At 63.3% G+C, this 24,524-nt stretch carries 20 protein-coding genes and 1 tRNA gene; 10 read left to right on the forward strand and 11 right to left on the reverse strand.

Annotation, left to right across the window (positions count from 1 at the left end; all coding sequences use genetic code 11):
* Position 1: 1 nt before the first annotated feature.
* Positions 2 to 292 (reverse strand): hypothetical protein, encoded by a 291-nt coding sequence (locus HV796_RS02475; protein ID WP_377692463.1) that lies wholly within the window; start codon positions 290 to 292, stop codon positions 2 to 4.
* 231 nt (positions 293 to 523) lie between these two features.
* Entirely contained in the window at positions 524 to 1,780 is a 1,257-nt protein-coding gene (locus tag HV796_RS02480) for a cupin domain-containing protein (RefSeq protein WP_175224843.1), read from the reverse strand.
* Positions 1,781 to 1,811: 31 nt separating this feature from the next.
* Between HV796_RS02480 and HV796_RS02485 the strand changes: the two genes are divergently transcribed.
* Entirely contained in the window at positions 1,812 to 2,351 is a 540-nt protein-coding gene (locus HV796_RS02485; RefSeq protein ID WP_175224845.1) for an FKBP-type peptidyl-prolyl cis-trans isomerase, read from the forward strand.
* On the opposite strand, the gene HV796_RS02490 is transcribed toward HV796_RS02485, so the two are convergent.
* The 4 genes from HV796_RS02490 to HV796_RS02505 form a co-directional block, all read right to left on the reverse strand.
* Entirely contained in the window at positions 2,331 to 3,752 is a 1,422-nt protein-coding gene (locus tag HV796_RS02490; RefSeq protein ID WP_246355644.1) for a hypothetical protein, read from the reverse strand. The two genes, HV796_RS02485 and HV796_RS02490, sit on opposite strands and share 21 nt — an antisense overlap.
* Positions 3,718 to 6,363: a DNA mismatch repair protein MutS gene (gene mutS / locus HV796_RS02495; protein ID WP_175225013.1), complete on the reverse strand. Its 2,646-nt coding sequence runs from the start codon at positions 6,361 to 6,363 to the stop codon at positions 3,718 to 3,720. Before mutS ends, HV796_RS02490 begins: the two co-directional genes overlap by 35 nt.
* A 256-nt stretch (positions 6,364 to 6,619) precedes the next feature.
* Positions 6,620 to 7,918, reverse strand: a complete 1,299-nt coding sequence (gene lplT, locus HV796_RS02500; RefSeq protein ID WP_175224847.1) for a lysophospholipid transporter LplT — start codon at positions 7,916 to 7,918, stop codon at positions 6,620 to 6,622.
* Between the two features lie 80 nt (positions 7,919 to 7,998).
* Positions 7,999 to 8,802, reverse strand: coding sequence for an inositol monophosphatase family protein (locus tag HV796_RS02505; RefSeq protein WP_175224849.1), 804 nt, complete (start codon positions 8,800 to 8,802; stop codon positions 7,999 to 8,001).
* A 580-nt stretch (positions 8,803 to 9,382) separates the two neighbouring features.
* Here HV796_RS02505 and HV796_RS02510 point away from each other — a divergent pair.
* Together HV796_RS02510 and cysE are read left to right on the forward strand one after the other, a co-directional pair.
* Positions 9,383 to 10,195 (forward strand): RNA methyltransferase, encoded by an 813-nt coding sequence (locus HV796_RS02510; RefSeq protein ID WP_175224851.1) that lies wholly within the window; start codon positions 9,383 to 9,385, stop codon positions 10,193 to 10,195.
* A gap of 287 nt (positions 10,196 to 10,482) precedes the next feature.
* Entirely contained in the window at positions 10,483 to 11,277 is a 795-nt protein-coding gene (cysE, locus tag HV796_RS02515; RefSeq protein WP_175224853.1) for a serine O-acetyltransferase, read from the forward strand.
* Positions 11,278 to 11,346: 69 nt separating this feature from the next.
* On the opposite strand, the gene HV796_RS02520 is transcribed toward cysE, so the two are convergent.
* The 4 genes from HV796_RS02520 to HV796_RS02535 form a co-directional block, all read right to left on the reverse strand.
* A complete protein-coding gene (locus tag HV796_RS02520; protein ID WP_175224855.1) occupies positions 11,347 to 12,144 on the reverse strand; it encodes a UDP-2,3-diacylglucosamine diphosphatase in 798 nt (265 codons plus the stop codon).
* 330 nt (positions 12,145 to 12,474) lie between these two features.
* Positions 12,475 to 12,969 (reverse strand): peptidylprolyl isomerase, encoded by a 495-nt coding sequence (locus HV796_RS02525; protein WP_175224857.1) that lies wholly within the window; start codon positions 12,967 to 12,969, stop codon positions 12,475 to 12,477.
* A gap of 166 nt (positions 12,970 to 13,135) precedes the next feature.
* Entirely contained in the window at positions 13,136 to 13,717 is a 582-nt protein-coding gene (locus HV796_RS02530) for a peptidylprolyl isomerase (RefSeq protein ID WP_175224859.1), read from the reverse strand.
* Between the two features lie 231 nt (positions 13,718 to 13,948).
* Positions 13,949 to 14,761 carry a tetratricopeptide repeat protein gene (locus HV796_RS02535; protein ID WP_175224861.1) on the reverse strand — a complete coding sequence of 271 codons (813 nt, stop codon included), beginning with the start codon at positions 14,759 to 14,761 and terminating at the stop codon, positions 13,949 to 13,951.
* A 355-nt stretch (positions 14,762 to 15,116) separates the two neighbouring features.
* Here HV796_RS02535 and cysS point away from each other — a divergent pair, with 355 nt between their 5' ends.
* The 7 genes from cysS (at position 15,117) to HV796_RS02570 (ending at position 23,506) form a co-directional block, all read left to right on the forward strand.
* Positions 15,117 to 16,514, forward strand: coding sequence for a cysteine--tRNA ligase (gene cysS, locus HV796_RS02540; RefSeq protein WP_175224863.1), 1,398 nt, complete (start codon positions 15,117 to 15,119; stop codon positions 16,512 to 16,514).
* 47 nt (positions 16,515 to 16,561) lie between these two features.
* A complete protein-coding gene (locus tag HV796_RS02545) occupies positions 16,562 to 17,593 on the forward strand; it encodes a DNA-3-methyladenine glycosylase family protein (protein ID WP_175224865.1) in 1,032 nt (343 codons plus the stop codon).
* A gap of 197 nt (positions 17,594 to 17,790) precedes the next feature.
* Complete coding sequence (locus tag HV796_RS02550) at positions 17,791 to 18,762, forward strand: acetyl-CoA carboxylase carboxyltransferase subunit alpha (RefSeq protein WP_175224867.1); 972 nt, start codon at positions 17,791 to 17,793, stop codon at positions 18,760 to 18,762.
* 77 nt (positions 18,763 to 18,839) lie between these two features.
* The gene (gene tilS, locus HV796_RS02555; protein ID WP_175224869.1) at positions 18,840 to 20,315 is read left to right on the forward strand and encodes a tRNA lysidine(34) synthetase TilS; all 1,476 of its coding nucleotides are present in this window, start codon (positions 18,840 to 18,842) and stop codon (positions 20,313 to 20,315) included.
* A gap of 755 nt (positions 20,316 to 21,070) precedes the next feature.
* Positions 21,071 to 22,321, forward strand: coding sequence for an aspartate kinase (locus HV796_RS02560; protein ID WP_175224871.1), 1,251 nt, complete (start codon positions 21,071 to 21,073; stop codon positions 22,319 to 22,321).
* 218 nt (positions 22,322 to 22,539) lie between these two features.
* Positions 22,540 to 22,633, forward strand: a tRNA-Ser gene (locus HV796_RS02565).
* 543 nt (positions 22,634 to 23,176) lie between these two features.
* Positions 23,177 to 23,506 (forward strand): hypothetical protein, encoded by a 330-nt coding sequence (locus HV796_RS02570; protein WP_175224872.1) that lies wholly within the window; start codon positions 23,177 to 23,179, stop codon positions 23,504 to 23,506.
* Positions 23,507 to 23,694: 188 nt separating this feature from the next.
* Here the strand turns inward: HV796_RS02570 and fabI are convergent, their stop codons facing one another.
* Positions 23,695 to 24,486 (reverse strand): enoyl-ACP reductase FabI, encoded by a 792-nt coding sequence (gene fabI / locus HV796_RS02575; RefSeq protein WP_175224874.1) that lies wholly within the window; start codon positions 24,484 to 24,486, stop codon positions 23,695 to 23,697.
* Positions 24,487 to 24,524: the final 38 nt, after the last annotated feature.

A 24,524-nucleotide genomic window follows, 5' to 3' on the forward strand; every position in this document is an offset into this window, starting at 1 on the left:
CTTACTGGCTTGCGCCCGAAGCCGGAGCGGCTGCCGAAGCAGCAGCGTCCGAAGCGGCAGCGCCTGCATCCGAAGCAGCACCCGCAGCCGAAGCAGCAGCGTCGCTCGCAGCAGCAGCGGCAGCGCCTGCGTCCGAAGCGGCAGCGCCAGCGTCCGAAGCAGCGGCAGCAGGTGCCGATGCAGCGGCGGCGTCGCTAGCCGGAGCAGCGGCGGTGTCGCTGCTGCCACTCTTGCTGCATGCAGCAAGAGCCATAGCCGCCAACAGAGATGCTACGAGGAGGGATTTCTTCATGATCACGTCCTTTTATGGTTAAAGGTAAGCAACAGCGCAAATTTACCGGTAATGTGCTCTAACACCGACCCGGGCCGCTGGTGGAGACGCACTTCATGAGTGTGAATCTTTCCCGTACGGCTTGGGCGGAAATTATATGCACTTTCGTATCGACCGTCGACAAATCCGGGGCCAATACGTTGTAGTTCCCAGACAAAATCCCACGATTTCGGTATAACAGGCGGCGAAATCTTATCCTAGTTCGCCTACTTGTATCCAGCCCGCACAATACCATTCGTGAAGTCGTGCTGTCATCGATGGATGGCGCGAGAGTGTTACAAAGCGTTTCGCACTCAAACGACGTCGATCGGCCAGTTCAACGACCCACGATTTCGCGCCTGGAAGCGTGTTTTCTTCGCCATTCAGATAGTATGCACGCCGGTCGTAAAGCAGCACGCTTTTACGGTCCAGACGAATACCGGTTTTCGCTGCTTGCCTGATGAAACGTATCTCGTCGAGCGGCCGTTTTGGCGGATCGAATACAACGGTCGGTTTCGGCTCGCTGAGATACGCGCCGAGAAACGACGCGATGTCTCCGTCGTTCCATCTGATCTTAGCAAGGATCGCGCCCATCTTCCCGACAAGCGCCGCGGGCACTTCCGCGGGCCGCGCGACGGCCGGCTGCTGAGGATCGCGGTAGCGTTCGGTTGAAACGTTTGCGTCCTGCTTTTCCGCGAGGTGATAGAGGAATTGCGCGGTCAGCTCGCCGGCCGTTGGCGCACGAAAGCCAATTGAACAGGTCATGCATTCGCCCTGCGCGATACCGTCGTGGGCGATGTGCGGCGGCAAGTACAGCATGTCGCCCGGTTCGAGCAGCCATTCGGCGTCCGGTTCAAAGTGTTGTAGAACTTTCAACGGCAAGTCGGGCTTCAGCGACAGGTCGCGCTGCGCGCCGATGCGCCACAGACGCTTGCCGTGCACCTGCAGCAAAAACACATCGTACGAGTCGAAGTGCGGGCCGACGCCGCCGCCGTCGGTCGCGTAGGAAATCATCAGGTCATCGAGCCGTGCATCGGGGATGAAGCGGAAGCGCTCGAGCAGCATGCGCGCGCGCTCGTCATGCAGATCGACGCCTTGTACGAGTAACGTCCATGCACGCTGCTTCAGCGACGGCAATTCGTCGGGCGCGAACGGACCGTGCTCGAGTGCCCACTTGTTGCGCACATGCGTGATCAGCCGGCTCTCGACGACGTCGCGATCGGCGAGTTCGAACAGTTCGTCGCGGGTGAGCGGCGACGCGAGAGCGGGGAGTGCGCCGCGAATCAGAAGCGGTTTTTTCTGCCAGTAGCGGCGCATGAATTGCGCGGGGCTGAGGTTGCCCAACATCGCTGTCGGCACGTCGGGCGCGAGCGGCGCGAGGCCGTTGGCCAACGGTGGATGGAACAGTTGATGCGAGGAAATCCGGGCTGAACCTGGGCTGGCCGGTTCGGCATTGGGCCGCTTGAGCATCGTATAATGAGGGGTAATCTTGGAGAAACGAATGAAGATCGCAAAGAACACCGTCGTATCGGTCGCCTACAAGCTATCGGATGCGCAAGGCAATCTGATCGAGGAGAGCGACGAGCCGATGGTCTATCTGCACGGCGGCTATGATGGCACGTTCCCCAAGATCGAGGAAGAGCTGGATGGCCGCGAACCGGGCTTCCAGACGCAGATCCAGCTTGATCCGCGGGACGCATTTGGTGAGTACGATCCCGAGCTCGTGAAGATCGAGCCGCGCGATCGTTTTCCCGAGCCGCTCGAAGTCGGCATGCAGTTCGAAGGCACGCCTGAAGAGGGCGATGAAGATCTCGATACGCTGATCTACACAGTCACCGATGTCGCAGAAGACAAAGTCGTGCTCGACGGCAATCATCCACTGGCGGGTATGGCGCTGCGTTTCGCATTGACCGTCAAGGAAGTGCGCGAAGCGACCGAAGACGAAATCCAGCACGAGCACGCACACGGCGCGGACGGCCTCGAAGTGCTCGACGATGAAGACGACGAGTTCGAGCCGAAATCAGGGCCCACGCTGCACTGATCCTGACGGCGCAACCGTTCCCACCGAAGGGGACGAAGCAGACGATCCGGGCGCATGCCCGTTGCCATCGACTGCTTCGTCCCCTTCGCCTTGTGTGGGGTCCGGTGGCGGGTTTGCATCCGGCAAGGTGGTGGGTGCCGTGCCGTTCACGCCAGACGTTTGCGGAATGACCGGTGAGGATTGCGGTGTCGGCAGAAGCGGCGGCAGGTCTGATGGCGGTGAATACTCCGGTGTCAGCGGCATGGGCCCGGGCAGCGGGTTCGTGTAGTCGTTGCGAGCCGGTAGCGGCAGTGTCGATGGTAGCGGCATATCCTTTGGCACGTCGCGCACGCTCACGCGAAAGGGCGGACGCAGTGCGAAGTCCGCGTCGATCTGAATCCACTGGGTGAGCCGGTTGCGTGGCGCGACGGCGATGCGCGTGAGGTTCGTCACCAGCGCGCCTTTGTCGTTGCGCAACGGCTGGTCGATCATAAACCCGGTGCGCAGTGCCTCGTCGTCCTGATGAATCACAAGCACTGGCCCACGAAACGATTCGGCAAGCTTCACGAGGCTGCGCTTGAACTCCATGTATCCGTCGCGCGGTTTGTGCTCGAAGCGTAACCATGCAAAGCGTTCCCGTCGCTCATAGCGCTCAGGATCGAAGTCGCCCTGCACGAATACGATGATCGCTTTCGCATCGCGTCGTTTTGCATATTCGGCCGCGTGGTCGAGCCAGAACGCGTTCGCGATCACCCGGTCTTCGAATTCGGCGTTACGGCCGCCGGCGGTCAGATAGTGATTGTTCGGACTCGGCACGTTCAGGCCGACGAAGACTGTATCGCCGAGTTGCCAGCGCACGTTTTCACGATACGTACGGAAACGCGACACTTCGCTTTCACGCGCGAGCGGCAGCGGATTCTGCCCCATCGACGAGTCGTCGGTGAATAGCGTTTGGCGCAGCTGGTCGAGTCGTTCGACCGCATCGAAGCTGCCGGCCGCGGCGGTGTTGCAATCGGCCCAGTCGTGCTGGCCGGGAATAAACACAAGCGCGGGTTTCGCTGCCTGCAGCAATGCCTCACGCGTTTCGTACAACGAGTCGCGACACGGCTCGTTGCCGCTTTTCAGATTGCCGTCGTAGACGATAAATGCGATCTGCGGATCGCGGCCGATCGCGTCGATCAGCCGTTGCGTAGGCGCTTCGTCAGCGGCGCTTTGCAGCGTGCTGGTGACGACCGCGAATGCATAGTGCGCAGCGGCCGCGTACGCATTCTGAGGCAGCCAGCAGACCCAGGCGAGGGCGGCTGAGTTCAGCGCGGCGCGCACCGCCGCGACCCAGACCGTCCATGTGGCCGACGCGGCCCACGCGGTCCACGAAGTGGCTGCGCGTTCAGCGCTGCGCATCCGGCGCCGTGGCCAGCTCATGTAACTCGAAAAGCAGATCGAGCGCGTCGCGCGGACGCAGCTCGTTCGGATCGATCGCGCGCAGGCGTTCGACGAGCGCGTCTGTGGCCGGATCGGACGGCCCGGGTGCGGCGTCGTATGGGTCGTCGTCCGCGTCGTGCACCATCGGCGGCGGCGCGAACAGGTCGAGCTGTGGCGCCGGCTGCGCGGCCGACTGCTGCTCGAGATGGGCGAGATGCTTGCGCGCCGCGCGGATCACCGCAGGCGGCACCCCCGCCAGCTGCGCAACCTGCAATCCGTAACTCTGGTTTGCCGGCCCCTCGTTGACCGCATGCAGGAACACGATGCCGTGTCCATGCTCGACCGCCGACAAGTGCACATTGGCGGCCTGCGGGAATTCCGCCGGCAACTGCGTCAGCTCGAAATAGTGCGTCGCGAAAAGTGTCTGGCAGCCGTTGTGCGCGAGCAGATGCCGTGCGATGGCCCACGCGAGCGCGAGCCCGTCGAACGTCGACGTGCCGCGGCCGATCTCATCCATCAGCACGAGGCTTTGCGGCGTCGCGTCGTTGAGAATTGCGGCAGCTTCCGTCATTTCGACCATAAACGTCGAGCGGCCGCCGGCGAGATCGTCGGCCGCGCCGATGCGCGTGAAGATGCGGTCGATCGGGCCGAACGATGCGCGCCGCGCCGGCACGTAGCTGCCGACATACGCCATCAGCGCGATCAGCGCGGTTTGTCGCATGAACGTCGACTTACCGCCCATGTTCGGGCCGGTGATCAGCAACAGCTTGCGCTCGGCGGTGAGCAGGCAGTCGTTCGCGATGAACTGCTCGACTTGCGCTTCGACGACCGGATGCCGGCCCTGTTCGATATCGATGCCGGCCGCCGGCATGAACGACGGCGCGACCCAGTCGAGCGCGCGCGAGCGTTCGGCGAACGCGACCAGCAGGTCCAGTTCGGCCAGCGCGCCGGCAACCCGCTGGCAGTCCGCGATAAATGGCAACAGCGCCTGCAGCAGCGCGTCGTACAGCGATTTTTCGCGAGCCAGCGCGCGTTCCTGTGCGGACAGCGCCTTGTCTTCGAACGCTTTCAGTTCCGGCGTGATGTAGCGTTCGGCGTTCTTCAGCGTCTGGCGGCGGCGATAGTCGTCGGGCACCTTGTCGGTCTGGCCGCGTGTGACTTCGATATAGAAGCCGTGCACCTTGTTGTACTCGACGCGCAGATTGCCGATGCCAGTACGCGACCGTTCACGTGTTTCGAGGTCGATCAGGAACTGGCCGCAGTTTTCCGAAATATCGCGCAGCTCGTCGAGCTGCGCGTCGTAGCCGCGCGCGATCACGCCGCCGTCGCGAACCATCGCCGCGGGTTCCGGCGCGACCGCGCGGGACAGCAATTCCACGCACGCGGCCGGCGGTTCCAGCGACGCATCGACGCGCGCGAGCGAATCCGCGTTCGCGGCGATGCCCGCGAGTTGCGCACGCAGCGCGGGCAGCGCGATGAACGTGTCACGCAGGCTCGACAGATCGCGTGGTCGCGCGGATAGCAACGCCAACCGCCCGGTGATGCGTTCGATATCGGAGATCTGCCGCAATGCGCCGCGTAGCGTGTCGATACTGGTCGCCGGGTTCAGCTCCGTGGACGCGTCGAGCAGTGCGCCGATCGCCTGCTGGCGCGCTTGCGCATACGATGCATCGCGCGGCGGATGATGCAGCCAGTGCCGCAACAGCCGGCTGCCCATGGTCGTGCAGCAGGTGTCGAGCAATGAAAAGAGCGTAGGCGATTCGCTGCCGCGCAGCGTTTCAGTCAGTTCGAGATTGCGCCGCGTCGCCGGATCGAGGCCGATATATTCGGACTCCAGCTCGACCTTCAGGCTGCGCACGTGCCGCAGTTGCTGGCCTTGCGTCGCCGCCGCGTAGAGCAGCAGCGCGCCGGCCGCGCCGCACGCACAGGTAAGCGAATGCGCGCCGAAGCCGTCGAGGCTGGCGACATCCAGTTGATCGCACAGCCGTTGTTTGCCCGACGCGATGTCGAAATGCCAGCCCGGCACGCGCGTGAGCGCGCCACTGCCCGCTGGCGGCGCCCATGCATGCGAGTCGGACGCGGGTAAATCGGCGACCAGAATCTCGGCGGGGCGAATCCGTTCAAGCGCGGCGGCGACGCCGTCCGGCGCGATTTCGGCGAGGCGCAGCGCGCCGCTCGCGAGATTGAGCCACGCGAGGCCGACCGTCGTCGCCACGCCGCGCCGGTTGTGCGCGACGCATGTGGCCATCAGATACACATCACTTTTATCGGACAGCAGCGCGGCATCGGTTAGCGTGCCGGGCGTGACGACGCGCACGACTTTGCGCTCGACCGGTCCCTTCGAGGTGGCCGGGTCGCCGATCTGCTCGCAGATCGCAACCGATTCGCCGAGTTTGACGAGCTTCGCGAGATATTGCTCGACCGCGTGATGCGGTACGCCCGCCATTTTGATCGGCGTGCCCGCGGACGCGCCGCGCTGTGTCAGTGTGAGATCGAGCAGCCGCGCGGCTTTTTCCGCATCGTCGAAGAAGAGCTCGTAGAAGTCGCCCATCCGGTAGAACACGAGCGTGCCTGGGTGTTCCGCCTTGATGCGCAGATACTGCTGCATCATCGGCGTGTGCGCGGCGTCGGGCGCCGGGCCCGCGGTGCCTGCCGTGTCCTTTGGCGCGCCCGGTAGTCCGGATGTTCGGGGTGCTTCATCAGCGGCTGCGATTTGAGTGCCCATCCTCGGTTCTTTAATGCGTTGCGGTACAGGGCGTGAGTTTAACCCTTTGGATGCCGCTGTGAACCTGGCCGAATGGCCAGGTCCGTGCGCGCGGGTTCATGTGCGGAGCGTTCGTGAACTCATGCGCCTGCTCATCGCCCACTCATTCGCCTATCAAGGCCCCCAGATCGACCTTGCGCGCGTTGGCTGCGCTATGCCGTTTCGCAAGCCACATCATCACAGTAATGAATGTGCCGAACAGCGCGATGATCCACGGCGCCGGCATTTTCGCGGTCAACAGCAGCGCGTACGCGCCCAGCATCAGCAGCACCGCGAGATTCTGGTTGAAGTTCTGCACCGCGATCGAGTGTCCGGCGGAGAGCAGCGTCGCGCCGCGATGCTGCAGTATCGCGTTCATCGGCACGATAAAGAATCCGGACAGCGCGCCGAGCAGAATCATTAACGGATAGGCAAGGATGATGTAAGCCGGCGCGAACAGCGGCCCGAAGCGCAGACCCGCGCCGGGTGGGAAAAGCCCCTTGCTGTAGAACGCCATCGCGATCGCGACGACACCCGCGATGATGCCGACCGGCAGCACGCGCAGCGAGCCGCGCAACGGAATCCACGCGGCCGCGGCCGCCGCGCCGAGCGCGATGCCGAGGCCCGCGACGCCTTGAATCACCGCCCCTTTCGACAGCGACAGCCCGAGATTCACGTCGGCCCATTTCAGCACCAGCAGTTGCAGCGTCACCGCGCTGCCCCACATCAGCGTCGTGACCCATAGCGCGATTTGCGCGAGCCGGTCCGCCCACAGCACATTGAAGCAGTGGACGAACTCGCCGACCAGTTTGTTGGGCTCGGCGAGCCGGTTCGGATAGCGCGCGCCGGTGTCAGGGATGCCGATGTTGAGCACGGCCGCGCTCGCGTAGGTCAGCATCACGACGAACGTCGCGAGGTCCGCGTTGCTGCTGATGAGCGGCAGGTGCGCATGCGCGACGAAGCGCGCCGCGTACGTGCTGATCAGCGCGCCGCCCAGCATCGTGCCGACGATCGTCGACAGCACGGTGGCCGATTCGAGCCACGCGTTCGCGGCGACGAGCCGCTCGGCCGGCAGCAGCTCGGTCAGAATGCCGTACTTCGCCGGCGAATACGCGGCGGCGCCGAAGCCGACAATCCCATACGCGATCATCGGATGGACGCTGAAGATCATCAGCAGGCAGCCAGCCGCTTTCAACGCGTTTGCAATGAACATCACGTGGCGCTTTTGCAGTGCGTCCGCGAAGGCGCCGACGAAGGGCGCGAGCAGCACGTAGGAGATCGTGAAGAAGATCTGCAGGAGCGGCGTGATCCAGGCCGGCGAGCGGATGATCGTGAGCCGCTCGATCGCCGCGATGAGCAGCGCATTGTCTGCGAGCGACGACACGAATTGCGCGGCGATAATCGTGTAGAAGCCTTTTTTCATGAGACCGGTGAAACGTCAGTGCAAAAGCGGCAAGGCGGCCGAAGCCGCCTTGCTGTTGACATCACGCGACGCATCACACTTTACGCCGCTTGCTGTTTCGTGCGGCTGTAGCGCGACAGGATAGGCACCATCTGCGCGTAGATTTTCGGATTGGCCGCCACGATTTCGTGCACGTGCAGGAAATCCGAATCGCCGGTGTAGTTGCCCACGAGGCCGCCCGCTTCGGTCACGAGGAGGCTGCCCGCGGCCATGTCCCACGCGTTGATGCCTTGCTCGAAGAACCCGTCCATGCGGCCGGCCGCGACGTTCGCCAGATCGAGCGCCGCGGCGCCCGGGCGGCGCAGCCCCGCGCACGCTTCGGTCATCTCGCCGAACAGCGTCGTGTACGCGCCGAGCCCGTCTTTATCGCGGAACGGAAAGCCGGTGCCGATCAGGCCGTCGGCGAGACGGTCGCGCCGGCCGACGCGGATACGCCGGTCGTTCAGATACGCACCGCGGCCGCGCGATGCGGTAAAGAGGTCATTGCGCGTCGTATCGTAGACGACCGCCTGGGTGACAATGCCCTTGTGTGCAAGCGCGATCGATACGCAGTAGTACTGGAAACCGTGGATGAAATTCGTCGTGCCGTCGAGAGGATCGATGATCCACTGATATTCGGATTCGTTCTCGGAACGCCCGGACTCTTCGGCGAGGATTGCGTGATCCGGATAGGCGGTGGTCAGCGTTTCGATGATTGCCGCTTCCGACGCCTTGTCGACTTCCGTGACGAAATCGTTGTGCTGCTTCTTCGAGACCTGGATCAGATCGAGATCGAGCGAGGCGCGATTGATGATCTGTCCGGCGCGGCGCGCGGCCTTAACCGCGATGTTGAGCATGGGATGCATGAGTCGGAATCCTTTTGCCGAATAGCACGGCGGCTGTCGGGGCAGGGCACGGCCATCCTGCTGAAATACCTGATGCGGCCGATGCGTGCGATACGCGTGACAGCGCCGCGTAAAAGGCCGGCCTGACACCGCGTATTTCGTACGAACCGCGCAACGTGCATCGCAAGTATGGCTGAGCCGGTTTGCGAACGTTCCGTCGACGAAAGACGAATTGGATAAGAGCGAGGCGCCGGCTTGCTTGACGTTCCGCCGTGCACGTGGTGAACGAAAGGCGGTGCGGCAAGCGCGATGGCGCGCGAATGGCGTGATTTTACCCGAGTCTCGCTGGTTCCGGCGCATGAAAGGCCCGCGCAGGCTCGCCAGCCCGCGTGCCGACCGAAGCGGCGGACGCTGCGATCATGGAAAGAGCGCACGGGTTGGCGCTACCATAGCTGTTCCGCCGCTTTCACTTTTCATCGTGGTCCAATCGCTCGCGCTCCGCTCGCCAAATGAATCTTCCGCTTCCTCGACGCCCGTCGGGTCCGCTCACCGCGCGGGTGACGGCGGCGCTCAGCCGCGGCGCGGCGGCGGCTCCGGCGGGATGCCGGGCAGCCTGTCCGACAGCGCGAGCCCGGTGCGCGGCGGCTTCACGTCGACGCGCTTCGTGCTTGTCGAGCCGAGCCATCCGGGCAATGTCGGCGCCGCCGCACGTGCGCTGAAGACGATGGGATTCGCGCGGCTCGTGCTGGTCGCGCCGCGCGTCGCGAATGTGCAGAACGATCCGGAAGCGATGGCGATGGCGAGCGGCGCGGACGACGTACTGGCCTGCGCACATGTGGTGCCGACGCTCGCGGATGCGTTATCCGGCGTGCAATGGTCGCTCGCGCTGACGGCGCGCGCGCGCGAGTACGGACCGCCGCCGCTCGCGCCGCGCGTTGCGGCCGCGCATGCGCGCGAGCATGCGGCGCACGGCGAGATTGCGCTCGTGTTCGGCAACGAGCGCACAGGGCTGTCGAACGAGGACGTCGAACGATGCAGCGCGCTTGCGCATATTCCGGCCAATCCGGCCTACAGTTCGCTGAACCTCGCGCAGGCGGTGCAGGTGCTGTCCTATGAACTGCGCATCGCGTATCAGGACGCGCCGGATGAAGGCGCATCCGCGAGCTCCGCTCCGGTCGCGGGCGCCGTGGGTGCGCGTGCCGCAAGCGATGAAATCGAGCGTATGTTCGTGCATCTCGAGAATGCGCTGATCGCGCTCGAGTTCCTCGATCCGGGCAATCCGAAAAAACTGATGTCGCGGTTGCGGCGGCTCTTCGCGCGCGCGGGACTCGAGCGCGAGGAGGTCAACATCGTGCGCGGTATCGCCAAGCACATCTTGCTGAAAGCCAAAGGCCGGGACAGCGAACATTCGTGAGCGGCCTCGTGCGGCGCAGCCGTCGTGTCGCGCACCACACAAGGGCGCGAATCGTGAGGTTCGGTATCGCCAGATTGCGCATCGCGAGGTTTCGAATCGCGCAGCTTCGAATCGGGTAAGCCGGTTCGACCTTAGTGGCCGAATGGGCATCGGCAGCCTGGCGCGAATCGACCTACAATCGCCAGAAACGTCATAAGCAAAGCAGCCAGTCCGATAACGCCGGCTTTCCCGCCGGCCGGACCGGCGGCGCTTTTCTCCTCGACACCATCACGACGGCACCCACTGACATGTTCACGAGACTTCGCGAAGATATCGCCACGATCCGCGAGCGCGATCCCGCTGCCCGCAGCGCATGGGAAGTGCTGACGTGCTATCCGGGCCTGCATGCGCTCGTGCTGCATCGTGTCGCGCATGCGTGCTGGCGCGCGAAACGTTACTGGCTCGCGCGCGTCGTCTCGCAGATCGGCCGCTTTCTGACCGGCATCGAAATTCACCCGGGCGCGACGGTCGGCCGGCGCGTGTTCATCGATCATGGAATGGGCGTCGTGATCGGTGAGACGGCCGTGATTGGCGACGACTGCACGATTTACCAGGGCGTGACGCTCGGCGGTACGTCGCTCACGCGCGGTGCCAAACGGCATCCGACGCTCGAGCGCGGCGTGATCGTCGGCGCCGGCGCAAAGGTGCTGGGCGGCTTTACGGTCGGTGCGGACGCGAAAATCGGCTCGAACGCAGTCGTGGTGAAACCGGTGCCCGCTGGCGGCACCGCGGTTGGCAACCCGGCGCGTGTGATTGCACCGGCCCGCGCGGCCGGCGGCTCGCCGAAGCCCGCAGCGGGGCGTCCGGAGTTCTGCGCATACGGCATCACGCCGAACGCGGACGACCCGGTGTCGCTTGCGATTCACGGCCTGATCAATCACGCGGCGAACCAGTCGCAGCGCATCGACGAAATCGTTGCCGCGCTCGAGCGGCTCGGCACCAGCCTCGAGGCGCTGCAAGGCGCCGATGCGGCGCTCTTCGATTTGCGGCGCCTGTCGGCGGCGCTGGAAGGGAAGCTCGAGCCGGGCGCGGAGCCGCACTGACGCCGCACGGCGCGGCGCGCATCGAAGCGGCTGCGTCCGCCGCGCGACGGCGCTAGCCGAGGACAAGCGTCAATCGAGCGGCAGCGCGCGAATGCCCTCGGCATCAATCTTCAGATAACCGCCGCGCCGCTCGCCGTGGTCGAGATCCCAGTCCGGCAGCACCCAGCGCGTGCCGCCCGCTTCGCGATGGCGAGCCGGGCGGTGCGTATGGCCGTGGATGATCATCGCTGTCCCGGTCTTCTTGAAGAGCGCTGCGATTCCGTCGCGGGTCACGTCGTAGCGCGGCGACACCGGTCGCGATCGGTTCTGCTCGCTCGCGTGCCGCATCCGCTCGGCGAGCGCCTTGCGCCATCGATATGGCCAGAGCAGAAACAGCCACTGCGCGAAGCGGTTGCGCGCGATGCGGCGAAAGCGCAAATAGCGTCGATCGTCGGTGCATTGGCCGTCGCCGTGCGCCAGCGCAATCCGCGTGCCGAACGACGTGATCACGAACGGATCAGGCAGCCAGATCGCCCCAGCCGCTTTCATGAAGCGCTTGCCGAGCAGAAAGTCGCGGTTACCGTGCATCACGTAGAGCGCGATGCCGCGCTCCGACAGCGTGTGCATCAGCGCGGCGATGCGCGCGGGGAAGGGTTCGGCGAGCATATCGTCGCCGATCCAGTATTCGAACAGGTCGCCCAGAATGAATACGGAATCCGCATGCTCGGCGTTGACGCGGATGAAATGTTCGAACGCCGCGACCGTGCGCGGCATCGCCTCGGAAAGATGCAGATCCGACAGGAAAAAAAACGGGCGTGCGGCGTGCGGACGTTTGCCCTCTCCAGGCACGCCCGCAGCGACGCTTCGCAGCGGCGTTTCTTGCAGCATCGGCGGTGGTTTCTCTTGATGGCTCGTTTTACGATTATGGAATAGCTGCAGCCGCATGGCGGACATCGGATTCCGGCCGTGGCGGCGGATTGACCGCTGGGTTTGCCAATGGGTTTGCCATTGAGTTGACCGACGAGTTGACCAACTGGAGGCGCCGCGCCGAAGTGGCCCATCTCCGGGCGGTTGATCTGCCGCGCCCCGTCTTGCCGCCCGCCCCGCGTGATGTGCCCGACCCGTCGTGCGCCCGCCCCGTTGTGCGCCCGACCCGTTGTGCGCCCGACCCGTTGCGGGCGCACCGTCGTTAGCCGCGTGCGTGGCCGGGTCCCGGTGTTACTCGACGACGACCGCCTTCTCGATGATCACATCGTCGACCGGCACGTCCTGATGAAAGCCCTTCGAGCCCGTTTTCACCTTGCGGATGTTCTCGACCACGTCAAGTCCTTCGACGACCTTGCCGAATACCGCATAGCCCCAGCCTTGCGGAGTCGGCGATGAGTGGTTCAGGAAGTCGTTGTCGTTTACGTTGATGAAGAATTGCGCGGTCGCCGAGTTCGGGTCGTTGGTGCGCGCCATCGCGATCGAGCCGTTCACGTTCTTCAGGCCATTGTTCGCCTCGTTGTCGATCGGCGCCTGGGTCGGCTTCTGCTTCATGCCGGGTTCGAATCCGCCGCCCTGAATCATGAAGCCGTCGATCACGCGGTGAAATACCGTATTGTCGTAATGGCCGGCCTTCACGTAGCTGAGGAAGTTCTCGACTGTCTTCGGCGCCTTGTCGGCGTCCAGTTCGAGCTTGATGACGCCGTGGTTCGTATGCAGTTCAACCATGATGGGTTCCTTGAGCAAAGCGGGGTGGGTGGAAGGCGCGCGGCATGCGGTGCAAGCGGCGGTGCAAGCGACTGTCCAGGCGGCCGCGGCGCACGCGCCCAGGGGGTTCCGGTTGGCTTTCCCGTACTTGCCATCAGGATACGGAAAAGCCCATGTTCTCAGACTACTACTTGCTGACCACGGTCGCCGATTCGATCACGATCGGCTTTTGCGGCACATCGCTCATCGGGCCGCGTGTCGTGGTCGGCGTGCCTTCGATTTTCTTGACGACGTCCATGCCCGACGTCACTTTGCCGAATACCGCGTAGCCGTTGCCGTCCGGATTCGGATAGTCGAGATTCGCGTTGTCGACCGTGTTGATAAAGAATTGCGCGGTCGCCGAGTTCGGGTCGCTGGTGCGCGCCATCGCGATTGTGCCGGTCGTGTTCTTCAGGCCATTGCGGCTCTCGAGCGGAATCGGCGCGCGCGTCGGCTTCTCGGCGAAGCTCGTCGTGTAGCCGCCACCCTGCACCATGAAGCCCGGAATCACGCGATGAAAGATCGTGCCGTTGTACTGACCGGATTTCACATAGTCGAGGAAATTGGCAACCGTCTTGGGCGCTTTCTCCGGATACAGTTCGACGCGGATGTCGCCGTCCGACGTCTTGAAGAGGACAGACGGATGCGCGGACTGCGCGGCGGACTGCGCAAACGCGGGTGCGTTCGCAACGAGGGCGGCGCTGCCGAGCGCCAACAACAAGCGTTTCATGGAGTTCCTCGGTTAAGGGATGAAGACGACGGGACATGCGCCGCGGCGTGGGCCGCCGGCGCGCTGCATGATGACGCAAAATGCGGCGACACAAAATGCCGCGCCGACACAACATACCGCGAGGCGCCGTCCGTGCGGCCGGACATCGTCAGGCGACGCGGTGCAATTGCGCGCACGGCCACGCTCCGACGGACGGCTTGCGGGACAACAACACCGCGCACCGCTCATCGCTCATCGCGACGGCGCAACGTACGGCGGAATCGCCAGCGATCCGTTCGGGCCGCCGAACTGGAACGCCGGCGTCTCGGTGATGTTCGACGTGGCGCGCGTGGTGTTGTCGGTCACCGGCTCGCTCGCGCGCGCCGGCTTTGCCGCGGTCTTCGGCGGCGCCACGATTTTCTCGAGGTCGGCGAGGCGCTGCTGCGTCGTTGCGCTCGCGGCGCCGAGACTCTGTGCGCGGCGATACGCCTGATCAGCCATGCGCAGATACAGGTCGCCGAGATTCTCGAACGCGAGACCGTAGCCGGGGTTTGCTTTCGTCGCGGTTTCAAGTGCGACACGCGCTTCGCCATAACGGCCCTGCTTCGCAAGCAGCGCCGCAAGATTGTTGTACGGCTCGGGTAATTCGGGGTACGCCTGGGTCAATTCGGTAAACGCGGCGATCGCATCGTCGGTGCGACCCATGCGCGCGAGCACCGTCGCGCGCTTGAACCTGGCTTGCGCGTCGCGCGGATTTTGTGCGATGCGTGCATCGAGTTCCGTCAGCGCCGCGTTCCAGTTCTTTTGGGCGATCGAGGTATCCGCATCCGGGGTCGCGTCGCGAATCGCGGGAGCGTGAGAGATGACATTGCTTTTCTGCGCGAAAGCGGGCGCGCTGGGCAGCATCAGCAGCGCGAGGCCGCACAGTGTCACGCCAAAAGTGGCCACCGCGGTGGCGGCCGCGCTGACCCTTGTCGTGACACGCGGCGTCGCGCTGCGCGGGGCGAGCGACGCCGGCGCCGCAATGTGCGCGGCGCCTCGTGCGCGGCCGCTGGAAGATTTCATAGGGAGAGGTCTGGGTGTTATACTCCGACGCATTCTAACAAAAGGTCTGCGCGTTCCGTCGAACCTCAGACTGTCTTTCGCCACTCGTGGTCGTCTCCGCTTTGCCGGCAGTGTGATCGCCGCACCCGGTGCGCGATCGGTTTCCGATAAGTTTGCGTTGGGCTTATATTGAGTCTCACGACTGCTTTATCGGGTCTTCGCGGGTCTCCGCGGGTCTTCGATCACACCACCGAACATGTCGTCGCACCGTGCGTCCGTTATCGTCACATGCAAGTGTCGCATGGGGAATACGTCGCACCAGGACGCGGCATGAACGGGCACAACGCGGATCTCTTTCGGCCACGCATCGTTCTCTATGGAATCACTGCGCATCTACAACACGCTCGCGCGTGACAAGCAAAGTTTCGTGCCACTGCAGGACGGCGTGGTGCGCATGTACGTGTGCGGGATGACCGTGTACGACTACTGTCACATCGGCCATGCGCGCGTGATGGTGGTGTTCGACATCGTGCAGCGCTGGTTGCGTGTGCTCGGTTACAACGTAACGTACGTGCGTAACATTACCGATATCGACGACAAGATCATCCGCCGTGCAGTCGAGAACGGCGAAACGATCAAGTCGCTGACCGATCGGTTCATTCAGGCGATGCACGAAGACGCGGATGCGCTCGGCGTCGAGCGTCCGGATCTCGAACCGCGCGCGACCGCGTTCATTCCGCAGATGCTCGCGATGATCGACAGGCTCGAAGCGAACGGCTTCGCGTATCAGGCGGCCGACGGCGACGTCAACTACGCGGTGCGCAAGTTCGCGGACTACGGCAAGCTGTCGGGCAAGTCGCTCGAAGATTTGCGCGCGGGCGAGCGCGTCGCCGCGAACGACGCAAAGCAGGACCCGCTCGACTTCGTGCTGTGGAAGCAATCGAAGGCCGACGAGCCCGCCGATACCGGCTGGGAATCGAAGTATGGGCGTGGCCGTCCCGGATGGCACATCGAATGCTCGGCGATGGGCTGCACGCTACTGGGCGAGCACTTCGACATTCACGGCGGCGGCCAGGACCTGCAGTTTCCGCACCATGAGAACGAGATTGCGCAGAGCGAAGCCGCGACGGGGCAAACGTTTGTCAACTACTGGATGCACAACGGCTATGTGCAGATCGACAATGAGAAGATGTCGAAATCGCTCGGCAACTTCTTCACGATCCGCGAGGTGCTCGCGCAATACGACGCCGAAGTTGTGCGCTTTTTCATCGCGCGTGCACACTACCGCTCGCCGCTCAACTATAGTGATGCGCACCTCGACGATGCACGCAATGCGCTGACGCGTCTTTACACCGCGTTGAAGGACGTGAATGCCGACAGTGCGCCGCTCGATTGGAACGAAGCGTACGCGCAGCGCTTTCACGATGCGATGAACGACGACTTCAATACGCCCGTGGCGGTTGCGGTGTTGTTCGAACTGGCTAGCGAAGTGAATCGTACGCGCGATGCAGCATTAGCACGGCAATTGCGTGGGCTCGCACAGGTAGTCGGTTTCCTTCGCCGCGAGCCGCGCGTGTTCCTGCAGGAAGCGGCGGGTAGTATGAAAGAGGGTGGGCTCGAGGCGGCGCAGATCGAGGCGAAGATCGCCGCGCGCGTCGCCGCGAAGCAAGCAAAAAATTATGCCGAGGCAGACCGGATTCGCGCAGAGTTGCTCGAAGCCGGGGTTGCACTTGAAGACAAACCCGGCGGATTGACCGAGTGGCGGCGCGTTTGAACGCACCTCGTCTTTTCCACTGATCGATTCGCCAGGCAGGAGGCAGGATGGCAACGGCCACGAAGACGCCGGCTAAACGTGCCGCGTCTCAAACCAGAACGGCATCTGCAGTCAAACGGGCTCGCGCGGATAGCGCGGCGAAGGGCGCGGCAAAAGGTGCAGGCAAGTCGGCATGGGCATCCGTCAAGGGTGGCGCGCAAACAGCGGCGCGCAAAACGGCTGCGAAACGTGTATTGAACGGCGCGGCTGAAGCGGCGCCGGTGAAGGCGTCGCGCTCGCGCGCCGTGAAAGGCCACAGCGGCCACAGCGGCAACGGCGAGTTGCCCGCGGAACTCACCGGCGGCGAGCAGGCGTTCGAAGCCGATACGCTGCGCGACGGCGAGGTCGTGCGCAAGTCGCGTGCGTCGGTCGATACCGAAGTGGCGGTGCCGGTGCAGATCAGCGGACTCGCGCCGGAAGTCACGCGGCCCGCGTATTGGGACAAGGCATGCGCGGATCTCGTCAAACGAGATCGCATCCTGAAGAAACTGATTCCGAAGTTCGGCCCGGTGCATCTGTTGAGCCGCGGCGACTCGTTCGTCACGCTCGCGCGCTCGGTGGTCGGTCAGCAGATTTCCGTTGCGACCGCGCAGGCGGTGTGGGAGCGCATCGAGAGCGCATGCCCGAAGCTGGTGCCGCAGCAGATCATCAAGCTCGGCGCGGCAAAGCTGATCGCGTGCGGGCTGTCGAAGCGCAAGACCGAGTACATTCTCGATCTCGCGCAACACTTTGTGTCGGGTGCGTTGCACATCGGCAAGTGGGCGTCGATGGACGACGAGGCGGTGATCGCGGAGCTCACGCAGATTCGCGGCATCGGCCGGTGGACGGCCGAGATGTTCCTGATCTTCAACCTGTCGCGTCCCGATGTGCTTCCGCTTGACGACCTCGGTCTGATTCGCGCGATCAGCGTGAATTACTTTAGCGGCGAGCCGGTCACGCGTAGCGAAGCGCGTGAAGTCGCCGCGAACTGGGAGCCGTGGCGGACTGTCGCGACGTGGTACATGTGGCGTAGTCTCGATCCGCTGGCGGCGGAAGAATAGCGGTGCAGTCGAGCGGAGCGGAGCCCCACGCGCGCGTACCGTGCGCGCGACCGCGCCGCAGGTTCCGCGGAAGGCCGCTACAAGCGGGTTTCAGCGGGTGCTATCAAATATTGAATTTCAATAGTTTTGGGATGGTTTTGACAGCGGCGGGCGCGGTTAGAATACGCGCTGCCGGTAAGTCGAAGGATTAAAAACCAATGAAGACCACCTTTCTGGATTTCGAGCAGCCTATCGCCGAACTCGAAGCGAAAATTGAAGAATTGCGCTTCGTGCAGGACGATTCGGCCGTCGATATTTCGGAAGAGATCGAGCGGCTGTCGAAAAAGAGCCAGCAGCTCACGAAGGATCTTTATGCGAACCTGTCGCCGTGGCAGGTTTCGCAAATTGCGCGTCATCCGCAGCGCCCGTATACGCTCGATTACGTCAACGAGCTGTTCACCGATTTTCACGAACTGCATGGCGACCGCTCGTATGCGGACGATCTGTCGATCGTCGGCGGCCTCGCGCGTTTCAACGGCCAGCCGTGCATGGTGATCGGTCATCAGAAAGGGCGCGACACGAAAGAGCGCGCGCTGCGCAATTTCGGCATGCCGCGCCCTGAGGGCTACCGGAAGGCTGAGCGCCTGATGCGTCTCGCAGAAAAATTTGCGTTGCCGCTTTTCACATTTATCGACACGCCGGGCGCATATCCCGGCATCGGCGCGGAAGAGCGCGGGCAGTCGGAAGCGATCGGCCGCAATCTGTACGTGATGGCCGAGCTGAAAACGCCGGTCGTTTCGACCATCATCGGTGAAGGCGGTTCGGGCGGCGCGCTCGCGATCGCGGTTGGCGACAGCGTGCTGATGCTGCAGTTCTCGACGTACTCGGTGATTTCGCCGGAGGGTTGCGCGTCGATTCTGTGGAAGAGCGCCGCGAAAGCGCCGGAAGCTGCCGAAGCGCTGGGTTTGACCGCGCATCGTTTGAAGGCGCTCGGTTTGATCGACAAGATTGTCAACGAACCGCTGGGTGGCGCGCATCGTGATCCGAAGGGGATGGCTGCGCTCCTGCGTCGCGCGCTGGCCGACTCGCTTCGCCAGTTCCAGGGCATGAGCGTCAATGACCTGCGCCAGCGCCGTTTCGACCGGCTGATGGCATACGGCAAATTCAAGGAAACGACACCGGGCGCATGATCCGGCACGTGCGTGTCACGCGCCGCTTGATGCACCTTTCTGTGCACTCGTCGCGCTGACTCGCTTCACCACTCGTCGTGAATACTCTCGCTGATCCTTCCGCCGACCGCATCGTGCTCGATGCGGTCGGCGTTGCGCTTGGTCAGGAGCCGGCCGATTCGCGTATTGCGATCGCGTACAGCGGCGGCCTCGATTCAACCGTGCTGCTCGATGCCGCAGTGCGGGTGGCGGGTGCGGCGCGTTGTGTCGCATTTCATGTCCATCACGGGCTCAGTGCGAACGCGGACCGATGGCTCGCGCATTGCGACCAGCACGCGACGGCGCTCGGCGTGTCGTTCGCGGCGCGGCACGTCGATGTGCGTCGCGACCCGGGCGTGAGTCTCGAAGCAGCGGCGCGCGAGGCGCGTTATCGCGCACTCGATGTGCTGTGCGACAGCGCAGGTGTGCGGCGCATCTGGCTCGCGCAGCACGCGGACGATCAGGCCGAAACCGTGTTGTTGCAATTGCTGCGCGGCGCGGGTCTCGCGGGGCTGGCGGCGATGGCGCCCGAGCATCGGCCGGTCGGGGCGGCCGTGACGCGTGTGCGGCCATTGCTGCATATATTGCGCGCGCAACTCGAAGACTATGCGCGCGTGCGCGACTTGCACTGGATCGACGACGAATCGAATGCGGATACGCGTTTTGCGCGCAATGCGCTGCGTCACCACGTGCTACCGCAACTGGCCGTGCACTTTCCCGGCTTTCGCGATGCGCTGGCACGCACGGCCGCGCATGCGGGCGCGGCGCAGCGGCTGGTTGACGAACTCGCGCGTTTGGATATGAAGGCGGCGGCGAGCGAAGACGGGCATACGCTATCGCGCGACGCGCTCGTCGCATGCGACGATGAGCGCGCGCTGAATCTGCTGCGCTACTGGATGCGCGCACTCGGTTTGCCGGCTGCATCGACGGCACGGCTCACCGATGCGCTGCGACAGTTGCGCGATGTGCGCGACGATCATGGCTTGCGCGTCGATCACGCGGGGCAGGCGCTGCGCAGCTATCGCGGGCAAATCTATTGGGAGGCGGGCGACAGCGGCGATGCCGCCGATGAGACCGCGCTGACCGAGCGGCCCGTCACGGCGTTGAAGTGGCGCGGCGAGTCGGTCTGGCGGCTGCCGGCATGGCGCGGCACGTTCGTGTTTACCGAGGTGACGGCGGGCGATGCTGGCGCCGCTCATCCGACTGCTATTCCCGCCGCGCTGCTGATGGGTCAGCCATTGTTTGCGCGCGCGCGCAGCGGCGGCGAGCGGATGCGTTGCGACGCGCACGGACCGAGCCGCACGCTGAAGAATCTGTTTCAGCAACGGGGCGTACCGTCATGGAAACGCGATGTTCCGTTGCTCTTTGTCGGCGATGTGCTGCTGTTTGTGCCGTTGCTCGGCGTGAATCTGACGGCCCTCGATGCGTTGCACGCGGACCACGCGAAACATCGCACGCAGCGCGCGAACGCGGCGGGCGCCGCCGCTGAGCGCTGGATTCGGATCGACTGGCGAGAAGATCTGCTGATTGCGTAACGTATAGAAACGGCAGGGCTTTTCGCTCACGTTCGTCGTGATCGCCGCGTGATCCCCCCATCGCCGCTGTCGGCCGCGTCCATCGACGTGGCCAGTCCGCGCGCAATAAATCCTTTCCACACAAGCGCTTGCGATGCCCTCGACTTGTCAATTCGCGCTGCTTCAGGTAGGGTATTGGGTTTGTCCAACCCTGCTTCGCACGCGTTTTCCGGCGCTTGGGGTCGAATTCACACGGTCGGGTTAGAGGTCGACTAGGGTCGATTAGGGTCGATTAGGGTCGATTAGGGTCGATTAGGGTCGATTAGAGGTCGGGTATCGGTCGGTACAGGTCGAGACGGGTTGAGTACCACAGTTGAGTATCGCAAGCGGAGTACCACAAGCGCTCCTGCCGCCGCACCATCGCCGCCACGGGTCCTACAAGGCTTGTGTCAGGAGCACGGTGCGGTGTGATCGGCGGTCCTGAAGAGAGGTCCCCGTTGTGCCACCTGTTCGAGCCCGTTCGAAGCGATCGGGTTGATCGCTCCCGTCCGCCGCCGATGTGGGTCTTTCCAGCGAAGGCAGGTCGCCTGGTCTGCCGGTTTCATAAGCCGGCTGATGAACAGGTTCAAGGGCAAATCCGCGCGCGAAGCGCACGCGCTGAGTTCCGCGCCGCACACCTTGCCGTCGTTCCCGAACGTTGTGCTCCCAGTTGTGTGCGGCCCGTTTTCAGCGTGCTGCCGCCGCGCGCCTGGGCTCTCCTATGATTTGAAACGACAATGGCACTTATCGTACACAAATACGGCGGCACCTCGATGGGCTCGGTTGAGCGCATCAAGAACGTCGCCAGGCGCGTCGCGAAATGGCACAAGGCAGGCCACCGGATGGTCGTCGTGCCATCCGCGATGTCCGGCGAAACGAACCGCCTGCTCGGTCTCGCGAAAGAACTCTCCGCTCAGCCGAGCCCGCGCGAACTCGACATGATCGCGTCGACCGGCGAACAGGTCAGCGTCGGTCTGCTGTCGATCGCGCTGCACGACGCGGGCGTCGACGCGGTCAGCTACACGGGCTGGCAAGTGCCGGTCAAAACGGACAGCGCGTTCACGAAAGCGCGCATCAACGACATCGACGGCGAACGCGTGCTGCGCGACCTCGATGCGGGCAAGGTGGTCGTGATCACCGGCTTCCAGGGTATCGATCCCGACGGCCATATCACGACGCTCGGCCGCGGCGGGTCGGATACGTCGGCGGTGGCGGTGGCAGCGGCGCTCAAAGCGGACGAATGCCTGATCTATACGGACGTCGACGGTGTGTACACGACCGACCCGCGCGTTGTCGAAGAAGCGCGCCGGCTCGATCGCGTGACCTTCGAGGAAATGCTGGAAATGGCGAGCCTCGGCTCGAAGGTTCTGCAAATCCGCTCGGTGGAATTCGCAGGAAAATATCAGGTGAAGACGCGCGTGCTGTCCAGCCTGACCGATCCGCTGATGCCCCTCGAAACCGAAATGACCTCCGGTACCCTGATCACTTTTGAAGAAGACGAGACCATGGAAAAAGCAGTCATCTCCGGCATTGCATTCCAGCGGGACGAAGCCCGCATCGCCGTGATGGGTGTGCCCGACAAGCCGGGCATCGCGTATCAGATTCTCGGTCCGATCGCCGAAGCGAATATCGACGTCGACATGATCATCCAGAACCAGAGCGTCGAGGGCAAAACGGCGTTCACGTTCACGGTCGGCCGCGGCGACTATCAGCGCGCGATGGAAATCCTCACCAATCAGGTGAAGGGCCATATTTCGGCGGAACAGGTGTTGGGCGACCCGAAGGTATCGAAGGTGTCGGTCGTCGGCGTCGGCATGCGTTCGCATGTCGGCATCGCGAGCAAGATGTTCCGCACGCTGTCGGAAGAGGGCATCAACATCCAGATGATTTCGACCTCCGAAATCAAGATCTCGGTGCTGATCGACGAGAAGTATATGGAGCTCGCAGTGCGCGCACTGCATAAGGCGTTCGAACTCGATCAGGCTTGATCCGTTCCGCTTGTTGCTCCGTTCGTTGCTCCGTTCGTTGCTCCACTCGTTTGATCCACTCGTTGGTTCGATAAGCGGGCTAAACAGCCGGGCTGTGGCGATGACAATGCGGTGACATGGCTGGCATAAAAATTGTGCCAGGGAAATTGACCAGTTATCGTGAACCCGCTATCATCTTGGCTTCGTCGCGCTGCCTCCCTGGCGCGAGCGAAGGTTTGGGAGACGTGGCCGAGAGGTCGAAGGCACTCCCCTGCTAAGGGAGCATCTGGGCCAAAACCTGGATCGAGGGTTCGAATCCCTCCGTCTCCGCCAGCAATGGCGGTGAAACCCCGTAAGTTCTCGGACTTACGGGGTTTTATTTTTTTCGGGTTTTCCGGTAAGGCGCGTTGGGTTATCGCGCGGGTGCAACCTGTTTTATGGGTTGCCAGCGTGCGCACGACTTGATGCGGGTCAAGCAGCACGCATGCGCTGCATGGCCATCCCCGATTACCTGGCATACCCAGGTAAATAGATGCGCGGTGTAACACGCATGCTGCGCGACGGCGGCATCTTTTGCGCACTATATGGACGGAAAACACGTGAAACAGACGCGATCGTGACAACTAACGCTCTAGCGTCAACGTCGGCGCACTGTCAAGTTTTTCGCGGTGTTGCCGATATGTCGCGCAACGGTCGCACGTCGCCGTTGCGTCACGAAACCCTATCGCATGTAACTGAACGTTACAGCAGGCACAAAGACGCGATCTTGTGCATCAGTTATTACAAAGTTGAAATATGCGGTCCGCGTCTGTTTGTTATATTGAGACGCAGGTAGTCGACAACACGAACACACACACTCGCAAAATAGGTGAACACATGAAGACCACGCGTCTTGTTCCGTTACTGGTCGGTGCGCTGGCAATCGGCGCTTCGAGTGCGGCAATGGCTGGAGGAGTGAATCTTGGCGTCAACATCGGCATTCCCGCGCCGGTGTACGTCGCGCCGCCTCCGGTGTACGCACCGCCGCCCCCGCCGCCGGTCGTTTATCAGCCGGCCCCGGTAGTGGCTGTGCCCTCGATCTACATCGGCTGGCACGGCGATCGTTACTGGGACGGCCGCCGCTACTGGGGGCGTGACGATTGGTATCGCCATCACGGTGGCTACCACGGCCGTGGCCCGGATCACGGTCACGATCACTGGCACTAAGCAAGGCCAGCGCGCAGCGCAAAGTCGCTGCGCGTGGCAGCACGCCCGAAATCGTCGACTAGCAAAAAAACCGCCCAATCGGGCGGTTTTTCATATCGGTTGTGCCCGCAACGACCTGCGCAAAGATCTGCGCAACGATCCACGTAACGACCGGGGCTCAACCTCGGGCCGCGAATACAAACGCGCGGTTACTCCACCGCCGCGGCCATCCCGCCGACCACCGCATTGAAGCCGCTGTCGACGTGCAGAATCTCCGCGGTCACACCGGCCGCCAGATCCGACAGCAGGAAAGCCGCGGTATTGCCGACCTGTTCGATCGTCACATTGCGCTTGAGCGGCGCGTTGTCTTCGACGAAATCGAGAATCTTGCTGAAGCCCTTGATGCCGCTTGCGGCGAGTGTCTTGATCGGGCCGGCCGAAATGCCGTTCACGCGTACGCCCTTGCTGCCGAGCGATACCGCGAGGTAACGTACGCTCGCTTCGAGCGATGCCTTGGCGAGTCCCATCGTGTTGTAGTTCGGAATCGCGCGCTCCGAGCCGAGATAGGTCAGCGTGAGCAGTGCCGCGTCGTTCGATAGCATCGGCTGCGCGGCTTTCGCGAGTGCTGCGAAGCTATACGCGGAAATGTCGTGCGCAATGCGGAAGTTCTCACGTGTGACGCCGTCGAGGAAGTCGCCTGCGATCGCCTCGCGCGGCGCGAAGCCGATCGAATGCACAACGCCGTCGAGACTATCCCAATGCTGCTTCAGCGACGAGAACAGCGCGTCGATTTGCGCGTCTTCCGCAACGTCGCACGGAAACACCAGATTGCTGCCGAATTCCGCGGCGAACTCGCTGATGCGATCCTTGAAGCGGTCGCCGACATAAGTGAACGCGAGTTCGGCGCCTTCGCGCTTGCAGGCCTGCGCGATGCCGTAAGCAATTGAACGATTCGACAGCAGGCCAGTCAGCAGGATACGTTTGCCAGCGAGGAAGCCCATGAATTCTCCTAATGAGGTCGGTGCGCCGCAAGTCCGCC

It is taken from the genome of Paraburkholderia humisilvae, from assembly GCF_902859855.1.
GTDB lineage: Bacteria > Pseudomonadota > Gammaproteobacteria > Burkholderiales > Burkholderiaceae > Paraburkholderia > Paraburkholderia humisilvae.